Annotated in this window: 15 protein-coding genes; 10 read left to right on the top strand and 5 right to left on the bottom strand. The window is 48.7% G+C overall.

What is annotated here, in order from left to right; all coding sequences use genetic code 11:
- Window positions 1–2 precede the first annotated feature (2 nt).
- From CPIN_RS17675 to CPIN_RS17645, 7 genes are all read left to right on the top strand, one after another.
- On the top strand, window positions 3–2699 hold the full coding sequence (locus tag CPIN_RS17675) for an ATP-binding protein (protein WP_012791194.1): 2697 nt from the start codon (window positions 3–5) through the stop codon (window positions 2697–2699).
- Window positions 2699–3808 (top strand): trypsin-like peptidase domain-containing protein, encoded by a 1110-nt coding sequence (locus CPIN_RS17670; protein WP_012791193.1) that lies wholly within the window; start codon window positions 2699–2701, stop codon window positions 3806–3808. The genes CPIN_RS17675 and CPIN_RS17670 overlap by 1 nt, the downstream gene beginning before the upstream one ends.
- Window positions 3809–3879: 71 nt before the next feature.
- A complete protein-coding gene (locus tag CPIN_RS17665) occupies window positions 3880–4476 on the top strand; it encodes an RNA polymerase sigma-70 factor (RefSeq protein WP_012791192.1) in 597 nt (198 codons plus the stop codon).
- A 63-nt stretch (window positions 4477–4539) separates the two neighbouring features.
- Entirely contained in the window at window positions 4540–5520 is a 981-nt protein-coding gene (locus CPIN_RS17660; protein WP_012791191.1) for a FecR family protein, read from the top strand.
- Between the two features lie 115 nt (window positions 5521–5635).
- Window positions 5636–8896, top strand: a complete 3261-nt coding sequence (locus CPIN_RS17655; RefSeq protein ID WP_222838216.1) for a SusC/RagA family TonB-linked outer membrane protein — start codon at window positions 5636–5638, stop codon at window positions 8894–8896.
- An 11-nt stretch (window positions 8897–8907) separates the two neighbouring features.
- The gene (locus tag CPIN_RS17650; RefSeq protein ID WP_012791189.1) at window positions 8908–10377 is read left to right on the top strand and encodes a SusD/RagB family nutrient-binding outer membrane lipoprotein; all 1470 of its coding nucleotides are present in this window, start codon (window positions 8908–8910) and stop codon (window positions 10375–10377) included.
- Between the two features lie 8 nt (window positions 10378–10385).
- On the top strand, window positions 10386–11708 hold the full coding sequence (locus CPIN_RS17645) for a purple acid phosphatase family protein (RefSeq protein ID WP_012791188.1): 1323 nt from the start codon (window positions 10386–10388) through the stop codon (window positions 11706–11708).
- Here the strand turns inward: CPIN_RS17645 and CPIN_RS17640 are convergent.
- The 4 genes from CPIN_RS17640 to pdxR all read right to left on the bottom strand — a co-directional run bounded on the left by CPIN_RS17640 (window position 11676) and on the right by pdxR (window position 16437).
- Window positions 11676–12596, bottom strand: coding sequence for an alpha/beta hydrolase (locus CPIN_RS17640; protein ID WP_012791187.1), 921 nt, complete (start codon window positions 12594–12596; stop codon window positions 11676–11678). The two genes, CPIN_RS17645 and CPIN_RS17640, sit on opposite strands and share 33 nt — an antisense overlap.
- Before the next feature lie 354 nt (window positions 12597–12950).
- Entirely contained in the window at window positions 12951–13346 is a 396-nt protein-coding gene (locus CPIN_RS17630) for a hypothetical protein (RefSeq protein WP_012791186.1), read from the bottom strand.
- Between the two features lie 67 nt (window positions 13347–13413).
- On the bottom strand, window positions 13414–14931 hold the full coding sequence (locus tag CPIN_RS17625) for a right-handed parallel beta-helix repeat-containing protein (RefSeq protein ID WP_012791185.1): 1518 nt from the start codon (window positions 14929–14931) through the stop codon (window positions 13414–13416).
- A 72-nt stretch (window positions 14932–15003) separates the two neighbouring features.
- The gene (pdxR, locus tag CPIN_RS17620; RefSeq protein WP_012791184.1) at window positions 15004–16437 is read right to left on the bottom strand and encodes a MocR-like pyridoxine biosynthesis transcription factor PdxR; all 1434 of its coding nucleotides are present in this window, start codon (window positions 16435–16437) and stop codon (window positions 15004–15006) included.
- An 83-nt stretch (window positions 16438–16520) separates the two neighbouring features.
- On the opposite strand from pdxR, the gene CPIN_RS17615 reads away from it, so the two are divergent.
- Genes CPIN_RS17615 through CPIN_RS17605 form a run of 3 tightly spaced genes read left to right on the top strand, consistent with a single transcriptional unit; the run spans window position 16521 to window position 18032 of the window.
- A complete protein-coding gene (locus tag CPIN_RS17615; protein WP_012791183.1) occupies window positions 16521–16964 on the top strand; it encodes a carboxymuconolactone decarboxylase family protein in 444 nt (147 codons plus the stop codon).
- 11 nt (window positions 16965–16975) lie between these two features.
- The gene (locus CPIN_RS17610; protein ID WP_012791182.1) at window positions 16976–17599 is read left to right on the top strand and encodes an FMN-dependent NADH-azoreductase; all 624 of its coding nucleotides are present in this window, start codon (window positions 16976–16978) and stop codon (window positions 17597–17599) included.
- Window positions 17600–17609: 10 nt separating this feature from the next.
- The gene (locus CPIN_RS17605) at window positions 17610–18032 is read left to right on the top strand and encodes a GNAT family N-acetyltransferase (RefSeq protein ID WP_012791181.1); all 423 of its coding nucleotides are present in this window, start codon (window positions 17610–17612) and stop codon (window positions 18030–18032) included.
- Here the strand turns inward: CPIN_RS17605 and CPIN_RS17600 are convergent, their stop codons facing one another.
- Window positions 18033–19955, bottom strand: coding sequence for an early set domain-containing protein (locus CPIN_RS17600; RefSeq protein WP_012791180.1), 1923 nt, complete (start codon window positions 19953–19955; stop codon window positions 18033–18035).
- Window positions 19956–20135 lie beyond the last annotated feature (180 nt).

The following is a 20135-nucleotide window of genomic DNA, read 5'->3' as shown; positions in this document are numbered from 1 at the left end:
CCATGGAAAAAAATCAGACCACAGCAGACATTCTCGCCCGATATGTGCAGAAACGGAAGGAAAAGGAAACCGGTTCCCCCAAACAGACGCCCGATCCACAACTCCATTCCTACCTGCAGGCAGCCGCCGTACTCCACTGCTTTGAGCCGGAAACCCTGCGCCCGCTCGATAGCCAGTATGCACATCCCCAGTTACGGGTATTACTCTACGATCATATCACACATGTAGCAGGCGGTCTGGGATCAGGGTCATTCGCCCTGAAGATGCCCGTTCGCCAGCAGGCATTAAGGCAACTCGGTACTAAAGCGGCCATGGCGGAAGCATTAAAAGCCAATCCCCAGCACACAATAACCGATCTTCAAAAGACATTTGAAACATATGTAAATAGCCAGGAACAGCACTACGATGTCACCGGTATGAAGTACCAGGAGCTGACTTTACTCTGTCAGCTGGTCACCTGGCTGGATGGGCTGGATCCACAGCTACCGCGCCTGACAGATCTCCTGCCCCTGTTAGAAAGAAAAAGCGTACTTGCCGGCTTTGAACACCTGGTAGACGACAATTTCATGGGTCGGCAGGACGAACTAAAACAGCTGCGTGAGTTTATTCATATCGGTGAGCAAAAACGCTCGCTTGCTGATAAAATATTGGAAGAATTCATCGTCGCTAATCCGGATCCAGACCGTAAACCGATCCTTTCTATCTGCGGACCAGGCGGCATTGGTAAATCTGCCCTGCTGGCACGTCTGCTCATGGAAAACAGTGTTGGTAAAAAAGCACAGCGTATTCCGTTTGCCTACCTCGCCTTTGACCAGCCTACCCTCCGCATAGAAGCGCCGTTTACCATACTCCTGGAAGCTATCTCCCAACTGGAATTACAGCTCCCGGAACATAAGACACATTTTGACGACTTCAGGAACGAAGTACGCAGCTTCCGGGATGATCAGGGGAGTATTAAATCGAGAGGACTGACTTTTGATACCAGGGCCGGACGGATTAATGTCAGTATGGGTATCACCCAGTCCTTATACCAGCACTTCGGCGTCCTGTTGCAGAAATTACAGACCGACTTCAATCAGGCCGTACTGCTGGTACTGGATACTTTTGAAGAAGTTGAATACAGGGATAAGGAAAGCCTTTCAGGCTTCTGGACCATGTTGCAGGAAATCCACCAGGTATACCCCCTGTTCAGTGTCATCATCGCCGGCCGTACTTCCGTGCAGGATATGCGGGGAGACACCGGTTTTGTAGAAGAAATACACCTGGAACACCTCAAAACAGCGGATAGTATCCAGTTGCTGAAGAACCTCGGTATTGAAGCGACAACAGCCGCAACTGTCGTTGAACATATAGGTGGTAATCCGTTATCACTACGGCTGGCGGCAAACCTGATCACCTCCATGCAGCAAAGCGGTGAAAGACTCGCATTTGATGATTTTACCTACAACAGCGCCCTGACATTCGAACTGAATGAACAACTGATCCAGGGACAATTGTACAACCGTATATTGAACCATATACACGATGAAAATGTCCGGAAACTGGCACATCCCGGTATGGCTTTACGTGTGATCAGTCCCGAAATCATATTGCGGGTGCTGGCTCCCATTTGCGAACTACCCGTGAATAACCTGGATGAAGCTTTCCGCCTGTTTGAAGACCTTAAACGGGAACATGCACTCGTCAGGATCGGACCGGAAGATACCCTGATCTATCGCCCGGAAATACGGCAGGCGATGATCAAGTTACTACAGCAGGATAAGTTTGATCAGTTAAGAGAACTGCACCTGGCAGCCATTGACTATTACGCCAACAAGGATGGGATTCCCGCCAGGGCGGAAGAGATGTATCATCGCCTCGCCCTGGGAGAAGATCCGCCCTATATACTGCGCGACAGGTGGATGGACGGCATTGAAAGTGCCATTGTGCCCAACCTGCGGGAATATTCCGCTACCATGCAGGCATGGCTGGCATCTGTGATTAGTCTGGAAGTATCCAGGAACGTATATATGCATTCCTCCCTCTTGGAATGGGAAAACAATATCACCCGTAAAGTACAGAAAGCGCTGGCGCAATACGATATCGACGTCGCCCTGGACCTCTTGCATGAAAGAGATGACCGCTCGGATACCAGTCCGCTGTATGCACTGGAAGCAAAAGCCCTTCTGATCAGGGAAGATCCGGAAGGAGCAGCGAAGATACTCAGGCAGGGTATTACCCAGGTAGCCGGTGGCGCAAATCCCGGCAGACTGGCAGAACTTTACTGGCTATATGCCCAGGTATGGCTATTGAAGGGCAATCATAATGAGGCCATCGCCTTACTCGGACTGGCAGAAAGAGCTGTATCAAAACTGACTTATCCCATTGCGCAGATGCAGATACTGAGTCATTTACTGAAGATCACGACAGATAACAATGGTACGGCCGTACAGATCCGTGATTTAAGAACGAGACTCAACAACGCCGCTAAAAAGCTGACGATTCATTACAGTCACCAGGACGCTTTTGTAATACGACTAGCCAAGTTTTACCTGCAGGATGAATTCCCGGATACCTATGACATACTGGACATGTTTGAGACGGGTACACAGGAGGTCTGGAATGACATGCTGACAAACGAAAACATCCGTGGCCTGGATGAATTCCGGGGAGACTGGGAGCAGGGAGATCAATTTGAAACCTATCAATCACTTGCATAATGGCATATTTAAGTCCGGTGGAAGTAAATGATCTCAGCCTGGCGATCGCGGCTGCTACAGATCCTATTGCGAACAGAGGAGCCTTATATCAGTCGGTGGATCCCAGGGTCATGATGGTGATGCCCATCGGTGGCGGGGCCATACTCCCGAAACTGATGACGGAGATCTCCTTTATGAACAACCTGGAACGCATCACTACCGGACAGGTACCCTTGCAGATATTCCTGCAGAATGCAGCCCTGCTGGTGAGCGTATTACCGGCTAGTGAGAAAACCGTCCGCCTGCTGCTCGAAAAGGTCATTCAATTATCCTCAGGAGCGCCACCAGTGAATATCGCAATGGCGCCGATCATTAATCAGACCTTTATTCACCGGGATGATATGGTCACCTTCTCGTTTGTGGAAGCAGCACTTAAAACCGCCAATTCGGTCTTCAAACTACGGATCCCTGCTTTTGAAAACGGACAGCCCCGGCTGGACCAGAGCGGTAATCCCCTGCAATTCCTGGGTACCGGCTGGCTCTTGACTGATTCACTACTGATCACCAATCACCATGTCATTAATGCCCGGCAGGACGGAGAAGGCGAAGCCGCGGAAACAGATCTGCTTTTACAGGGAAGCGGTGCAGGTGTGATCAGTGATTATAATGTGGAAGGTGCGGCTGAAAACCCGCCTGCACAGGCGATTAAACTGGAAGCCTGGCAGAAAAGCCTGGATTATGCGGTTATCCGTATCCCTCCCAGCGGCAGGACACCGCTCCGCAGGAATCTCCTTACCATACAGGTACAACAGGACCCGATACCTGTCAATATCATACAACATCCGGGAGGACGCAGCAAGCGCTATGGTATCCGTAACAACCTGGTCTATGCCTCTACACAGGACACCTTGTGTTACTTTACCGATACCGAATCCGGCTCTTCCGGTTCACCGGTATTCAATGATAAATGGGAAGTAGTGGCTTTACATCGCGGGGCCAAATACGTAACAGGGGTCCGATTCCAGGGTAAGGATACGGCCTACGTAAATGTAGGCACGCACCTCAGATTGATTATCGACGATATACAGCAACGATACCCTGCATTAGCGAATGAGATCCTGCAAGGCTAAATTAAAAGACAGGGTTTAATAATGCCTTAACATAGTACTTCTATATTTGCTGCCATCAAAACAGTGATCTGATGGCATCCTCTCCGCTGACCGATATATTGCTACATGACTGGCTGACTGGTGATGATTCGCATTTCAGGCCCTTATTTGAGCATTATTTCCCCCGTTTGAAACGTTATGCTGCCGGCTTTAGCGGAGACGCCGTAACAGGCGAAGAACTGGCTATGAACGTCCTCTTAAAGGTATGGCAACAGAAAGCGCGTATCAGCACCGTGAAGGATTTTGATAGTTACCTGTTCACGATGATGCGCCATGAAGTGATCAGCATGATACGGCAGCGGAAAACGATTACAGATAGTTTTACTGAAAGCACAGCAGAAACACCGGCGCCCGAAAACATCAATGATACCATCAGTTACCGCGAACTATTACGCCGTTACCGGCAGTGCCTGGACAAGCTCCCTCCCCGCCGCCGTGAAGCATTTATCCTGAACCGTGAGAAAGGCATGAGCTATGCGGAAATAGCCGCCGCACTCAACGTATCTATCTTCACCGTACAAAATCACATCGCCTCTTCCCTGAAATTCATGCGCGCAGAACTGGATGATTATGCCGATTTTCTGCCCGTACTACTCCTCCTCGCCGTGCCAATGTTAACTGTATATTAATTCAACCTTACCGGATAGTTTGACGCCTCCTTCGCCTGCGTCCTTTAGGATGAACAAGTCATTATGATCCATCATCCACCCGGCAGAGCACAGCTCATTGCCTATTTTGAAGGTAAGATTACAGACGCCGCCAGTAGGGAGGCAATTGAAGCATATATCGCGGCTGATACAGATCCGCTGCTGGTACAAGCCTGTATGCAGACTGCCTGGAAGCATATCCCGGAAGCCGATGTACCGCAAAGTACACCAGCGGACTGGGACCAGTTCCGGATGATGGCAGGTATACGTACATCTCCGAAAAGATTCCTTCGTCCGATGCTGGCAGCTGCCGCTACTTTATTATTACTCCTTTCTGTATCCTATATCTATTTTATACTCCGCAAGCCAGCCGTCAATACGCCGCTTGCCTGGCAGGAGATCACTGCCGGTCCACGGGAACTACGCACCATCCGCCTGCCCGACGGCAGTGATCTCACACTTTTCCCCGGATCAACAGTCAGCTATAACAATGAATACAATAAACATGCACGTGCCATCAGACTAAAAGGACGCGCCTATTTTAACGTCGCTACTGTTGCGGATAAACCATTTACTGTTTCCGCCGGTAACTATACCACGCAGGTACTGGGTACCTCCTTTGAAATATTTGAACGTCCACAACGACAGGAGCTCTCAGTCGTTCTGGTATCAGGTAAAGTCAGACTGTTAAATGCGCAGCAACAGCCCTTATCTGAGCTGCGACCGGATCAGCAGATGACCATCCACACCGACAATGCCCGCTTCAATATCCTGCCTGTCGCGGCAAAGACGATGGTTGCCTGGACCACAGGAAAACTCTCTTATGATCAGGCGACACTGGCAGACGTCTGTCGCGAACTGGAAAAATGGTATGGGGTCAATATCACGATACAGCGGCCGGCATTGGAGAAGAAGCGTATTACGGCCGACTTTGAACACCTTTCCCTGACAGCCGTCCTGCATATCCTGTCAGAGACTGCAGGCTTTAACTATAAAGAGAAGGACAATCACATAGCAGTATACTAACAGCAATAAAAAACGCCCCGTAGCAGCGGGGCGCCTTTCGCAACTGACTGGTTTATCAGCCAAGTAACGAGGTATGCAGGCTTGAACCACCTGCAAGGAATTCAACTGTAAAATAATGAAAACATTTTTAATGCATCGGATCCTGATGCTTGTTTTCCTATTGGCTGTCTGTAGCAGGCTATCGGCACAGCAGCCCCTGGAAAAGGTACTGACCTTCAAAGGCAGCACCATCACCGTACAGCAGTTCATTCAACAGGTAAAAAGCCAGCAACAGCTGCAGTTTACCTTTGATGAAGATGTGAATGCCCTGTTGTCCCGCACAGTGCATATCCGTAGAAACACCGTCTCATTAAAAGAAGCCCTCGACTGGCTGGCCACAGACGCTTCCATCCATTGCCGCATCCTCAATAATTATGCGATCCTCAGCGTGATGCCTGCCCATCAGAAAACGCCTGCTGCCAAGCCCGATCCGGCCTCCCTGGAACTGCCACAGCCATCTACAAAGGCGCTGGGAGAAGTGGTGGTGACCGCCCTGGGTATCAAAAAAAGCGAACGTAACCTGGGTTATTCCGTAGCACAGCTGTCTTCCAAGGATGTCAGCGATGTCCCACAACCCAATGTACTGAACAGCCTCGCTGCCCGCGTTCCGGGTGTAAATATCCGCAGTACGGGTTCCGATCCGGGCTCCAGCGTGATGGTAACGATCCGCGGACAATCCTCCATCAGCAAAGACAATCAGCCCCTGTATGTGGTAGACGGTGTACCGGTTGCTCCTGCTATCCAGAATCCGGCACAGGCGGTAGATGGCAAACAGACCATCGATTATGGTAGTCCGATCAGTGATATCAGCGCTGACGATATCGCCAGTATCACCGTATTAAAAGGCGCCAGTGCTGCTGCCCTTTATGGTAGCCGCGCAGGATCAGGTGTTATCCTCATCACTACTAAATCCGGTGCTGCAAAAAAAGGATTGGGAGTCAGTTTTAATTCCAGCGCCGTATTCGACAAAGCCTGGATGTTCCCGCATTTCCAGCATGAATATGGTTCCGGTGACTGGACAGGCAGCGACAATACCATCAGCACCGGCGCATGGGGTCCGAAACTGAATACCGGTCGTAAGCTGGTACAGTGGAACAGTCCACTGGATGAAAATGGCGATCCTTTGCCGCTCGACTGGGTAGCTTATCCTGACCGTATAAAAGATTTCTTCCGTACCGGACATACCTTTACCAATAATATCGCGGTATCCAAAAGTGGAGATGCCGGCAATTTCAGACTGTCCTACGGCAATCTGCAGAACCGGGGTATCGTACCGAATACCGACCTGAAACGTGATAACCTGACCTTCTCAGGCACCTATCACCTTAATAAATCCATCCACCTCAGTACTAACCTCGCTTATACCAATAACCGTAGTGCCAACCGTCCTTCTGCTTATACAGAAAGCGTGACCATGCAGGTCTATAAACTGACGCCCAACGTCAATATTCATGCCCTGCGTAACTACTGGATACCTGGTAAAGAAGGACTGCAACAATACAATCCTTACAGCACGGATGACAACCCTTACCTGATCGCATACGAAGAAACCAACAGTTACACCCGTAACCGCATGACGGGCAACGTACAGGCTTCTTTCGATATCAGACCTGATCTGACACTGATGCTGCGTACCGGCCTCGATTACTATGCACTGAGCGAAGACCAGCGCAGACCATTCAGCGCCAAAAGAAATCCTAAAGGGGCTTATGTGCTGGAGAATGACAACTTCAAAGAGCAGAACAGTGATTTCCTCCTGACCTATAAACCCAACCTGAAGAGCGATTTCAAAGTATCTGTTGCTGTCGGCGGTAACCGTATGGACCAGGAAAGTTCCTCCAATCAGCAGTCTACCGGAAGTCTGACACTCCCAGGTGTATACAATCTGTCTAACGCAGCAGCGGGCGCGCTGGTCAATACACAGTCCTTCCGTAAAAAGCGTATCAACAGCTTATACGGTATCGGTGAGGTAAGTTATCATAACTACCTTTTCCTGAACCTGACGGCCCGTAATGACTGGAGCAGCACCCTGCCCAAAGAGAACAATTCCTACTTCTACCCTTCCGTATCCCTGAGTGCGATTCTCTCTGATATGCTGAATATCAAATGGCAGGACCTGTCTTACCTGAAACTACGTGCCAACTGGTCACAGGTAGGTGCTGATACCGATCCATATCAGCTGTACAACACCGTACCATTTGATACCGACTGGGGTAGTGTAAAACGTGCGACCATCAGTTTCAATCAGAAAAACAGTCTGCTGAAACCGGAGATCGCTACTTCTTATGAAGCCGGTGTAGATGCAAGTTTCTTTAAAGACCGTGTAGGTTTTAATATCACCTGGTATAAAACCAACAACCGCAACCAGATCATCCAGGTACCTACGACGATTGCTTCCGGCGCCAGTACGATGCTGATCAATGCCGGTAATATCCAGAACAGCGGATGGGAAATTGGTCTGAACCTGGTACCTGTCAAAAGCACTGCTTTTACCTGGAAATCTGATATCAACTTCACCCGCAACGTCAATAAAGTCATCGAACTGACACCAGCGGTGACCAGTTATATGCTGGGCAGCACAGATGGCAGTAACATCGAATACCTGATCAAAGAGGGGACTAAAATGGGCGATTTCTATACAAGGAGCTGGGTGAAAGTGAAAGAAGGGGCTTACGCCGGACAAGCACTTCTGAACAGCAACGGACTGCAGCAACAGGATGCTGATTTTGTAAAGATCGGTAACTACAATCCGGATTTTATGGTGGGTTTCAACAACAATTTCCGCTACAAAAACCTGAGCTGCAATTTCCTGATCGACTGGCGCAAAGGCGGTTCTTACTATTCCTATGTCGCGAAAAGCCTGATCCAGGATGGTCGTACAACCAATACATTACGCGGCCGTGATGCGGCACATGGCGGTCTTACCTGGACCGATGCCAATGGTACTGTACGCGATGACGGAATGATCATGGAAGGTGTGATCGCTAATGGCGACGGTACTTACAAACCGAATGACGTCATCATTGATGCGGCTACCTATTATGACAATAAATACTGGAAGTATTACGAAAACGAAACCTACAGCGCTACTTATGTAAAGCTGAAAGAAGTATCGCTCACTTATGCATTCGGTCGTAGTGTAATGCAGCGTATCCCTTTCCTGAGCAACCTGTCCCTGTCCCTGATCGGTAACAATCTTTACACCTGGGCAGCAGCAAAGAACGGCTATGATCCTGAGATCACCATGAGCCTTTCCAACCAGCGTTACCAGGGTGTTGGTCACTGGACATTACCAGGTACCCGCTCGTACGGTGCTAAACTCAGTTGCAACTTCTAATTAATGATCGCATGAAACGAACTAACATACTATATAGTCTGCTGACGGCAATGACGCTGACAGCCTGTACAAAAGACTTCGAAGCAATCAATACCAACCCTAACAGTCCGTCTGAAACCAGACCGGAATACCACCTTACAGAAGCCGTGACACAAACGGCTTATGCCTATGCAGAGAATGGTTTTGCCAGAAGACCAGCTGCCCTGGGCCGTTATATCACCCTGATCCGCAATAATGATTATGAACTGTTTCGCTGGACGGCGGTAGACTGGTCAGACATCTATCAGCGTGCGATGATCATCAAAACCATGCAACACGAAGGTGCGGCAACCGGTCAGCCGGCCTATACTGCTGCCGGTAACGTACTCATGGCATTTAACATTGCCTACCTGACAGACCTCTATGGTGATGTGCCTTACTCACAGGCATTGCAGTCAGTAGAAAACGGTAATATCAAGCCGACCTATGACAAACAGGAGGATGTGTATAAAAGTCTGCTGGCCTTATTGAAAGAGGCCAATACACAGCTTAAAGCGGGAGGTACCGGTTTAAATGCAGGTGCGGATGCGTTATTTGGCGGCGATCTGCTGAAGTGGCGTAAACTGGCAAATTCCCTGCGACTGCGTATGCTCCTGCGTTGTTCAAAAAACTATGCATCCGCCTTTACGGAGATGCAGGAGATCCTGAATGACAAAACGGAATATCCTATCATGGAAAGCAATGCGGATAATGCGGAGGTAGCCTATCTCGGTGTTAAAAAGGACGATAGCTGGGCTGGCGGACCGCTGAACATGATCGACAATGACTTCCTGAAAACAAAAGCCAGTAAAGAACTGGTAGATGTACTGATTGCACGTAATGACCCCAGACTGGAACTCTGGATCGCGCCTGTCAGCAGTAAGGAAGGTGCTACCATTGATCAGCACCCGTATGTAGGAATCCCGCATGCCTATATTAATCCGGCGGACTATAACGGCGGCGAATCACATCAATCTACCCTTTCTGCATTCTTCAGAAAGGACAAGCCGGCCACATTCAAAGCGAGTCTGATGGTCTATTCAGAAGTCTGCTTTATCCTGGCGGAAGCGATGCAACGCGGTAAATTGACTGTAAACGGCAGCACGGCAGAAGCCATGTATAACAACGGTATCCAGTCTTCTATGGCATACTACGGACTGACGGACGAAGCACAGAAACGCGGCTATTACAACCAGGCTGTCGTAAAATACAATGGTACCCTGGAGCAGCTGATCACCCAGAAATGGATTTCTATGACCTTTAAAGGTGCTGAGGGCTGGTTTGATTTCAGGCGTACCGGTTATCCGGCATTTGTGGTAGGACCGATGGCTTTCCAGCCACAGTTTCCGGTACGGTATGCGTGGCCGACATCTGAGCAGGATGTGAACCTGGACAACTATAAAGCAGCCATCAACGTGTTTGGCGCAGATGATATCAATACAAAAATGTGGTACCTGAAATGAGTATGGATATGGAGAAAAAGACAGTCGACAGGCGGAAATTCCTGTCTGGTTTCATCAAAGCAGGTGCGTTGCTTCCGTTTACGGGAGCAGCCACCTTTGCCAAAGCCGCTACCCCTCCTGCAGTACAACATACGGCAGGATACAGCGCAGGTAATATACCGGATAGGATCATTCTTACCGTCACCCAGGATCCTGCCACCAGCGTCACTGTCAACTGGCGCAGTGCTGCGGGTATTACGACCGCTTATATAGAGTATACCACAGCGGATGCGCACCCGGAGTTTGCAGCCAATGTTAAGCGGCTTACTGCCAGCAGTGAAGCGTTCAGACTGGAAGCGCTGGATGTGGTCTATCACCGGATAACGCTGACCGGTTTGCAGGCAGCTACACTGTATACCTACCGGGTAGGCAGTGACAACGGCTGGAGTGAATGGCTGCAATTCAAAACGGCAGCCGCCACACCCCGTAAAACCTCCTTTATTTACCTGGGTGATGCACAGGTAGGTATCCGTCCTTTCTGGAGCCGAGTGATCAGGAAAGCCTATGCACAGTTGCCGGATGCACAGGCCATTATTCATGCAGGGGACCTGGTAAACAGGGCCAATAATGACGAGGAATGGGGCCAATGGTTTGAAGCAGGAGGCTATATCCATGGCAGCATTCCATCACTGGTAACGCCCGGTAATCATGAGTATACCCATGAAGATGGCCTCCCGCATCTGTCGCTCTTCTGGAAGCGGCAGTTCTCCCTGCCGGCTAACGGTACCGGTGATCCTCAGCTGGAAGGATCTGTATTTTATACGGACATACAGGGAGTACGATTCATTTCACTGAATACGATGATGATGGAGGAAGCGACATCTGAGGCACTGATCAGTACACAGCTGAAATGGCTGGAAAATACCCTGCAAAACAATCCTAATAAGTGGACGGTGGTAACCATGCATCATCCGGTATTTTCAACGAAAAAGGGGCGTTATAATGAGAAAGTAAGGGCACATTTTAAGCCGGTCTTTGACAAATACAAAGTGGATATTGTCTTACAGGGACATGACCATGCCTATGGACGTGGTATGCAGCAGGTAGCCCCTTACGGCACCATGTATGTGGTATCCGTAAGTGGCTCCAAGATGTATGAATATGAAAAAATGGAATGGGCGGATATTGTAGCCGGACATCTGCAGATGTATCATCTCATTACCATTGATAATGACCGCCTGAGTTTCCGCGCACATCTGGCTACGGGGGAATTGTTTGACGCGTTTATCCTTGAAAAACGGCATAACAAACCCAACAGATTATTGCCTTTTAAGCCATCCGTTGTCGCGTAACCAGTTTTCCAGTCTGTCTAACCAATGTTCGTCAGGATTGCTGGTACGCATCCCAAAACCATGACCACCGCGCTGGTAAGCATGTAGTTCCGACGGAACGTTGTGCCTTACCAGTGCGGTATAAAAGGCGATACTATTCCCTACTACTACCCCTTTATCATCAGTCGCGTGTACCAGGAAGGCAGGCGGCGTTTTATCACTTACCTGGAGTTCATTGCTGAATGCTGTTACGGTGGCTGGTGATGCGTCTTTACCGATCAGGTTATTCTTTGAGCCCTGGTGAGTAAGACTATCCGCCATACTGATCACGGGATATACCAGTACCAGGAAATCGGGCCGCAGATTGGTCTGCTCAGGATTGGGAATATAAGCGTGGTCGAAATGTGTACCTGCAGTAGCTGCAAGATGTCCGCCGGCGGAAGACCCCATCAACCCTACCCTGTTCACATCGATATGCCATTCCTTTGCCCGCTGACGTACCAGGCGGAGGGCCTGCTGGGCGTCCTGTAAAGGGCCGATTGTACGGTCGCGCATAGTCGCATCATCCGGCATTCTGTATTTCAGCACTAACACGGTAATCCCCATTTCATTCAGTCTCTTGGCAAAATTGATCCCTTCATGCGTATAGGCGAGAAAGCTGTAACCACCACCCGGACAAACAATCATGGCTGCACCGTTCGCCTTGTCTTCCGGCGGCAGAAAGAGTTGCACCGTTGGTACAGATACTTTCTCAAATGACAGACTGCCGTTATTGTCTTTTTTCACCTCCTTATCGGGTACATTACGGCTGTTGACAACACTATCCGGATACAGGGGTATGAACTGCTGTGCTTTGGAGGCACCTGCGATCAGGGTCATAGCCGTCAGGCAGATAAGACGTTTATTCATGTGGAATCTTTTCTTTTGGCGAAAGATAAGGCAACAAGTGGAGTATACCTATTGAACATTTAGCATAAAAGTGTATTATTTTAGCCGGTCCGACGCTTACTATGCCAGCTGATCCGGGTCAACATGAATTGTTTTATGGAATTCACAGCGCGGCTGCATCTTCCTTCAAAATCCTATATAATATATCAGCCAGGCCATCTCCGGGTTACAATAACCAGGCATATGGCATTCTCTATCCCAGGAATGAGCAGAAAAGACTGGAAATTCCACTAATGGGTAATCCACAATAAAAAAAGGAAAAGGAGTATCAGCTGAACCATGTGATACTCCTTTTCCTTTAAAAAAGATCATCCCTTAATAACTCATATATACTGTTACAACAGCATGATGGTTATTCGTATTGGTAGGGGTGACAATATGTGTGCCGCTGGCCACCACCGTACTACCTGACTTCACCGTAATAGAAAATTGTTCTCCTTCATTTCCTGCTACATAAAATTCATAAAACTGCCTGCCGGATACAATAGCACTATTGGCAGGCACCGCATAGTTTACACCGGAAGATTCGTTTTTTACGCTGGCAGTCAGACCGGCATAAGACTGGCTGGGAGAATCCACGTATACGTGAAAATTCATCACGGCTCTTCTGGCAGCGGGTGCAGTCAGCTGACTGAATAGACCGGCACGGAAGCTGGAAAATACAACAGCGCAGCATACTAATAAAAGTGCAATACTCAGTTTCATTTTCATAAAATGGATATTTTGGTCGTACTAAAATATCATGCACTGATGCAACCCGGCTGCGGAGAATTTATTATTACTTCTGGTAAGCGCCAATAGTGGGATAATCGTCTCCAAAGGATATACGATCCAGATCCTGTTCAAAAACATCTGTGGGCTGTACCAGGGAAAGAATGGCGGCATTCGCCTGTTTCCGGAGCCCGCTTCCCGTCTGCAGATGCAGATCTATATTATTGCGCTGTATACTTGCAAACTTAGGATCAAAGTTCAGGGAAGACAGGTCCTGTTTTGTTCCACTCTGCCAGGCGTCGAACGTGTTGTAGTTTTTACCTGCCCAGGTAAAGAGCGGACCACCTGCTACAGTTGTGAACCAGCAATTGTAGTCAAACGTATTATTCTGCTGTGGACTGATCTTTTCTCCATACAACAGCAAGGAAGTACCACCGTAAAATATGTTGTTCATGATCTTACAGTCTGATGCTTTGGTAATGGCCAGTTCGCCGCCGGCACCTGCTATACCGTTCTGAAAAAAGGTATTATTCACCACCAGACATTTTAGTACCTGTCCGCTGGTGCCTGCATCATATCCACCCAGGGCCATACCTGCTTCCTGGTTACCTTCCATCACATTGCCCAATAAACGTATATCGCTGGCGCTGCCATTCTCTTCACAACCTACCTCTATCCCGTATCCGTTGTTTTTACAACGATTCCGGGCAATAAAGATTTTGCTGCCGCCATCTACATAAATACCGGCACTGGTCGCATAAGAAGAGATGTTATCATAACAGTAGTTATCCGTGATCCTGCCGTTTCTTGCCTGGTCTACAGCGGCGGTGCTGCTGACGCCATAATTGCCGATGGCAGCAATACCAATATTTGTATTGTTATAGACTTCGCAGGAACCGATAGAGAAGCCATCGACATTCCCATCCAGGGAGACTGCTTCGCTGAAACCGGTCACATTGTTATAGACTTTACACTTGTATAAAGAGACCCCGGATACGGCGTTCTGTTGCGCTTTCCCTTCTCCGTATATAATGATCGGTTGCGCATTGTCATTTTCTCCCGGTGTTTTCGTCGGCTGCGTGGTCCAGGCAATGTTATACACGTTCACGCCATTGAGCACAATATTGCTCACGCCTCCGTCAGGTGTCGCCCTGATGAGGATACCCTGTGCATTGTTGCGGGTCAGATTGGCGACATGAATGCCCTGAATGTAAATATTATGCTGGTCCTCTATGGTAAGGATCGCATCATTTTCTCCTCCCTGTGTAAGCACAGCAGGCACATAAGGATCAGACATGAATACAATAGGGTGAATATCAGTACCAGACACTTTTATCTCCAGTTGCTGTTTATATTCTCCCCCTGCCAGATGCACGGTGCAACGCGGTTGTGCCAGATCGGCTGCTTTCTGGATGGTTCTGAATGGTTTAGCTGCGGATAAGCCGTCGTTGGCATCATTCCCGCCCGGACTTACGTAATAGTGTGTCGCCTCATACTGGATAGGTAGGGTGATTTCCTTTTCCTTTTCCTTTTTACAGGATAAAAACAACAGGCTACAGATGGCTAGTAGGTGCAATGGTTTCATTCAGATGATTTTCCGTTTAACGTATAGGTATACAACGAAGTTACTTGAAATATATAGTTAATCTGTACTGCTTTAATATTGTTCAAGTATTTTCCTTAGAATAGCCGTCACTTTTTTCATCTCTCTTTCGTTCAGGGAAGCGAACCCCATTCTCAGCCCATTCAGCCTTTCGGCTACCGGGTCATAAGCCGTACCGTCAGACATTTTTAATCCCTGCTCCCCCGCTCTGGCAGCGATCACAGACAGCTTAAACCTACCGTCAAACTGTACCCACACCGCCATCCCGCCATCTGGCTTCCGGAAGCGGACATAGTCCCCCAGCTCCTTTTCCAGTAATCCGCAGAAAAGATCTCTTCGCTGCTGATACAATTTCAGGGATTTACGGATATGCCTTTGTATGATGCCTTCCTCAAACAAGACCGCCAGGGCATCTTCAAACAAGAGGTCTCCCCGGAGATCTATCACTTTTTTGATTTGGGCCGCCCGGCTGACAAAATCCTCTCCTGCAATCAAATATCCCAGGCGCATGGAGGCTGCCAGGTTTTTGGTGACTGAACCTATATATAACACATGACCGTCATGCTCCGCGCTGGCCAGTGGCAATATCGGCCGGTGGACATAATGGAACTCGTAATCATAGTCATCTTCAATGGTATAAAACCGGTGTTTTCTGATCAGCGACAACAGTTTCATTCTCCTGGCCGCACTCAATGTGACCGTCGTCGGGTGATGATGATGCGGAACGATATATAACAGTCTGAATTTCCTCTTACAGGCCATTTCGATCTGGTCAACGTCAATGCCTTCATCATCCACCGGAATACGGGTTATTCTGGCCCCTAATTGCTCAAATACGGCTGTTGCCAGTCGGTACCCCGGATCCCCTACCAACACCTCGTCTCCTGGTTTAATCAGGGCCGCTGCTACCACATAAATCGCCATCTGTGCACCACGTGTCAGTAATAACATATCCGGCGTCATAGCGATTCCTCTGGAGCCGCTGATATGTTCCGCCAGTGTTTTCCTGAGTCTGAAGCTCCCCCGGCTATCTGAATACATGGAAGTACGCTCCACATCATCGTTATAGAAAGCCTGGCGCTGGAGCTTGATCAGCTGTTCGACCGGGGCAATCCGGTGATCCGGAAACCCGTCGTTGATCACATAGCGGAATTGTTGCTGCGGATCGGCGCCTGCCGCTGACTTATCTGCTGCTGCCGGTAAACTGGTCCGGAATGTACGGGGCTTCAGATCAGGCAGATTCTCCGCCACGACCATACCCGACCGGGGTTTGCTATAGATCCAGTCCTGGGCCGCCATTTCATCATAAGCGGCTACCACTGTCCTGGCATGGATCTGCAGTTCAGCTGCCATGACCCGGATTGAGGGTAAACGGGTACCCGGTTTCAGTATCCCGCTCCTGATCAGGTTTATCAGTCCGTTGGCCAGCTGTACATACACCGCCTGTGACGACTGCCTGTCTATATGAAGCAACATTGTATCCAGCATAATCTGTACTACCTAATTAATAAAATCTGTATGACTAAGGTAGTACAATCACAGCATAACTTTGTGTCAATAAAACAAACAAAATGGCGACAAGAACATTCATCGGTAAAAACCATCCTGAATTATACAAAGTGATGGCAGACCTGGACAAGGCGGTACATGCGGCAGGTATTGATAAATGGCATCATGAACTGATCAAGATCGCGGCATCACACTTCAATGGCTGCGCTTATTGTGTCGACAAACATACGCAGGACGCTATGGCCCTCGACATCCCGGTCAGGAAGATCGTACTGATCCCCGTATGGCACGAAGCCACCGATCATTTTACGGTAGAAGAGCAACTGATCCTGCAACTCACAAAAGCAGTGACCTTTATACATGAACACGGTATTGCGGATGCACTGTATGATGAATGCCTGCGGGTATTCGGAGAAGATTATACGGCCAAACTGATCATGGCGGCTACCCTGATCAATACCTGGAACCGTATAGGCGTATCTTTCAAGCTGCAACCCAAATTCTGATAACGCCCTTTATGAAAGTATTACATATTGACAGCAGCATCCGGCAGGAGCGCTCAGTATCAAAGGAACTGTCTGCCTTCTTCATGACGACATTGCTTGCCAGATTCGGCGCGCTTCCTGTTGACTATCTCGACCTGTCTGTTGACACACCTTCGCATCCGTCTGCGCTCTTTGTACAGGGGAATTATACCCCGCCCGAAGAGCGGACACCAGAAATGATCGCAGCGCTGGCAGAATCGGAAGCGCTGGTAGACAGATTACATGCGGCGGATATCTACGTGATCGGTATGCCCATGTATAACTTCTCGGTGCCTTCTTATTTCAAGGTGTTTATTGATAACATCGTGCGGATTAACAGGACATTCGGCAAGAAGGACAATCATTATGAAGGCTTATTAAAAAACAAGAAAGTTTATATCATCAATACCAGGGGCGCAGACTTCTCAGCGGGCTTCATGCAGGAACAATCTATGGACCAGTTGCAGCCCTACCTGGAACGCGTTTTTGCCTTCCTCGGATTGCATGATCACCATTTCATCAATGTATATCCTGTGCAATTTTCTGGTCAGGAAGCCCGGGCAAAGGCCATAGAAAATGCAAGAAAGACAATCACCGATCTTGTTCACATGCTTTAAATAACGCACTATGTCTATCAAGACAGCCACTACAAAAGAGGATCTGCTGAACTGTAAGCCACCTGTCTTACAGTTTCGCACCCACCTCGATCCTGACAAATACCTCGATACCATGCAGGAAGTGATCGAAGACGGATTTAGACTGGCCTTTATCACGGATGAAACAGGAAAAGCAGCGGGTATTGTAGGCTACCGGTTTATCAATATGCTGCGTACCGGTAAGACGATCTACATAGATGACCTGTTTGTATTGCCGGAATACCGGGGCAAAGGATATGCGTCACAGTTACTCGCTCATATCAGGGAAGTAGCCACTACCCATGCTGTTAAACAGGTACACCTGGATAGTGGCTATCAGCTGCATCCCGCGCACAGGTTATACCTGAATCACGGATTTATATTGAATTGCCTGCATTTTGCTTATGCGGTCTGATCACCATTGCAGACTGGCGGATTTCTCCAGGAATCCATAACCATAAGCTACCCTCAGGCGATCGCCTTTTTTTAACGACAGTCGTTTTCCTTCCAGTAACAAGGCATCTTTTTCAACAGGTGCATTTCCTGTAAATGTCATACTACCCTTTTTTGTAAGGGAGAGTAATAGCTTGCCGGCCGGCACTTCATTGACATATAACGTAACAGGCAATGTATCGGTATTGCCCACCGGCGCCTGCCAGTTGATCTGTAACGCCTCTTTCCGACGGTTGAAGGTCTGTGGATGATTGTCGTACCAGCTCAGTACCGCCAGACTCATATTCCAGGCAGTATTATGATTGATCCAGCCTTCCAGGTGACGATCTTTTCCCTTTGGATTGAACGGATACATTTCCGTTCCTGGCAAACAGCTTAATCCCCCACGTGAGAGTTCCAGCCGTGCACACACATCTTCCTGGTATCCCCTGGGATATCCCTTTGTGATACCGGAAAATCCTTTCTCCGGATGATGTGCCGCATGTACATTCAGGGGGTTGCGACCGTACAGGTTATCAAAATGTGCGAAGGCAATCTGCTTCAGGCGGTTTGCCTTTGTTTTATCTTTCAACAGGGTAATGGCCAGCAATGCAGACGCAGGGAAACCCGCCACATTTCCTACTTCGTTCATCTCCGGCACCGTCCAGTGCTGCTGCATATCATATCGCCTGAAATCCCAGGCATTGTCTGAACGGCTGATCACTACATCCGCCCACTCACCTATCTTTTTTTCCAGCCCCGCCGGCGCCTGTTCAGGATATTGTTGCAAGTAAACGGCCAGTCCGCTCATGAGCATATGTTCACTCATACGCTGTCCTTTTGTGACTATGGGGTCCTGTAACTGTAAAGAATCAATCAGCCATTTCGTCTGCTGATACGCCGCCTTCATATAGGCGTCCGCATCTGGTAATTTATCGCGTTTAGCAACTTCATACATCAGCAGATTCGGTAATACAGAAAAGCCCGGTGCGTGTCTGCCTTTAGTTGTACCTACCTCCCGCTGTAGGTCAAACAAACCGGTCTCGCCCCAATGCTGACGGGCGAAAGTCAGTACCTGCTGATAAAACGCTGGTGAGAACCATTTATTGATATAGGGATAAGCATACAGGAAAAAGGCAAACTGTGCCAGGGTCTGCGGGTGTAATTGTCTGGGCAACGGATCTTTACTGGGATCCTGTGTTTCCGGATTTACCAGGTAATAACCAAGGCCCCAGTGCAGGTCCATGATCACATCCGGAATACGCGTACCCAGTGGTGGTTCAATTGTTGTAAAATATTTCCGGGCCGCTGCCATCGCCGTTTCATCATTGGGATTACGCACAAACACATAAGCAGGATCCATCACAACCTGTTTCAGACTATCGTAAGCAATCGTCGCAGGCATGGCATCATAAGCCGCCGGATTGGAAAGATACATCCAGATCAAAGAAGGGATTTCGTAGGAATAATAAGTACCATCCCTCCACGGACAACCACCATACGCAGAATGATGGGTACCTGTAATACTGCGGGTATCGTTCATAAACCACACAGAAGGCTCCAGACCGGCAGTTTCTATGAGACAGGGGCCAATGCGGAAAGGATAGGATACGCCGGCCGGCAGGTCTCCTCCTTTTACGTGGATGACATATGCAGTGGCTTTATCGTCCGGAACAAAGCCCGTAAAATCGCCGGTACCGTTCTTTGTTTTGCCCTTGTACAATACGGACTGTCCATCATTCGCAGTAATATAAAAATCAACACTACCACTCATCGCAGTAGGTACGGTAAACCGCATCGGTTCGCCGCTGTTATAGCCAGTCTGACTGACACATACCCAATGTTCCGCCGGACGGAACACCTCCTGCGCAGCAGCATCTCTCCTGCTAAACAGAACGATACACATCAACAGAACTATCAATTTTATACATTGCTTCATAGTGCGTAATTCTTTTGCATTGTTGTACAATCAGTTATCCTTTACGTCTCCATATTATACCGTTGGCAGGCCGTTATTACACCGAATGCGCTCCGTTCCGGAACGGACAGATACTGTGATAGTAACGGAATAATGACGGTATAATCG

The organism is Chitinophaga pinensis DSM 2588, assembly GCF_000024005.1.
Classification (GTDB): Bacteria; Bacteroidota; Bacteroidia; order Chitinophagales; family Chitinophagaceae; genus Chitinophaga; species Chitinophaga pinensis.
Note: the sequence above shows the minus strand (reverse complement) of the source record. Positions and strands in the feature narration are given on the sequence as shown.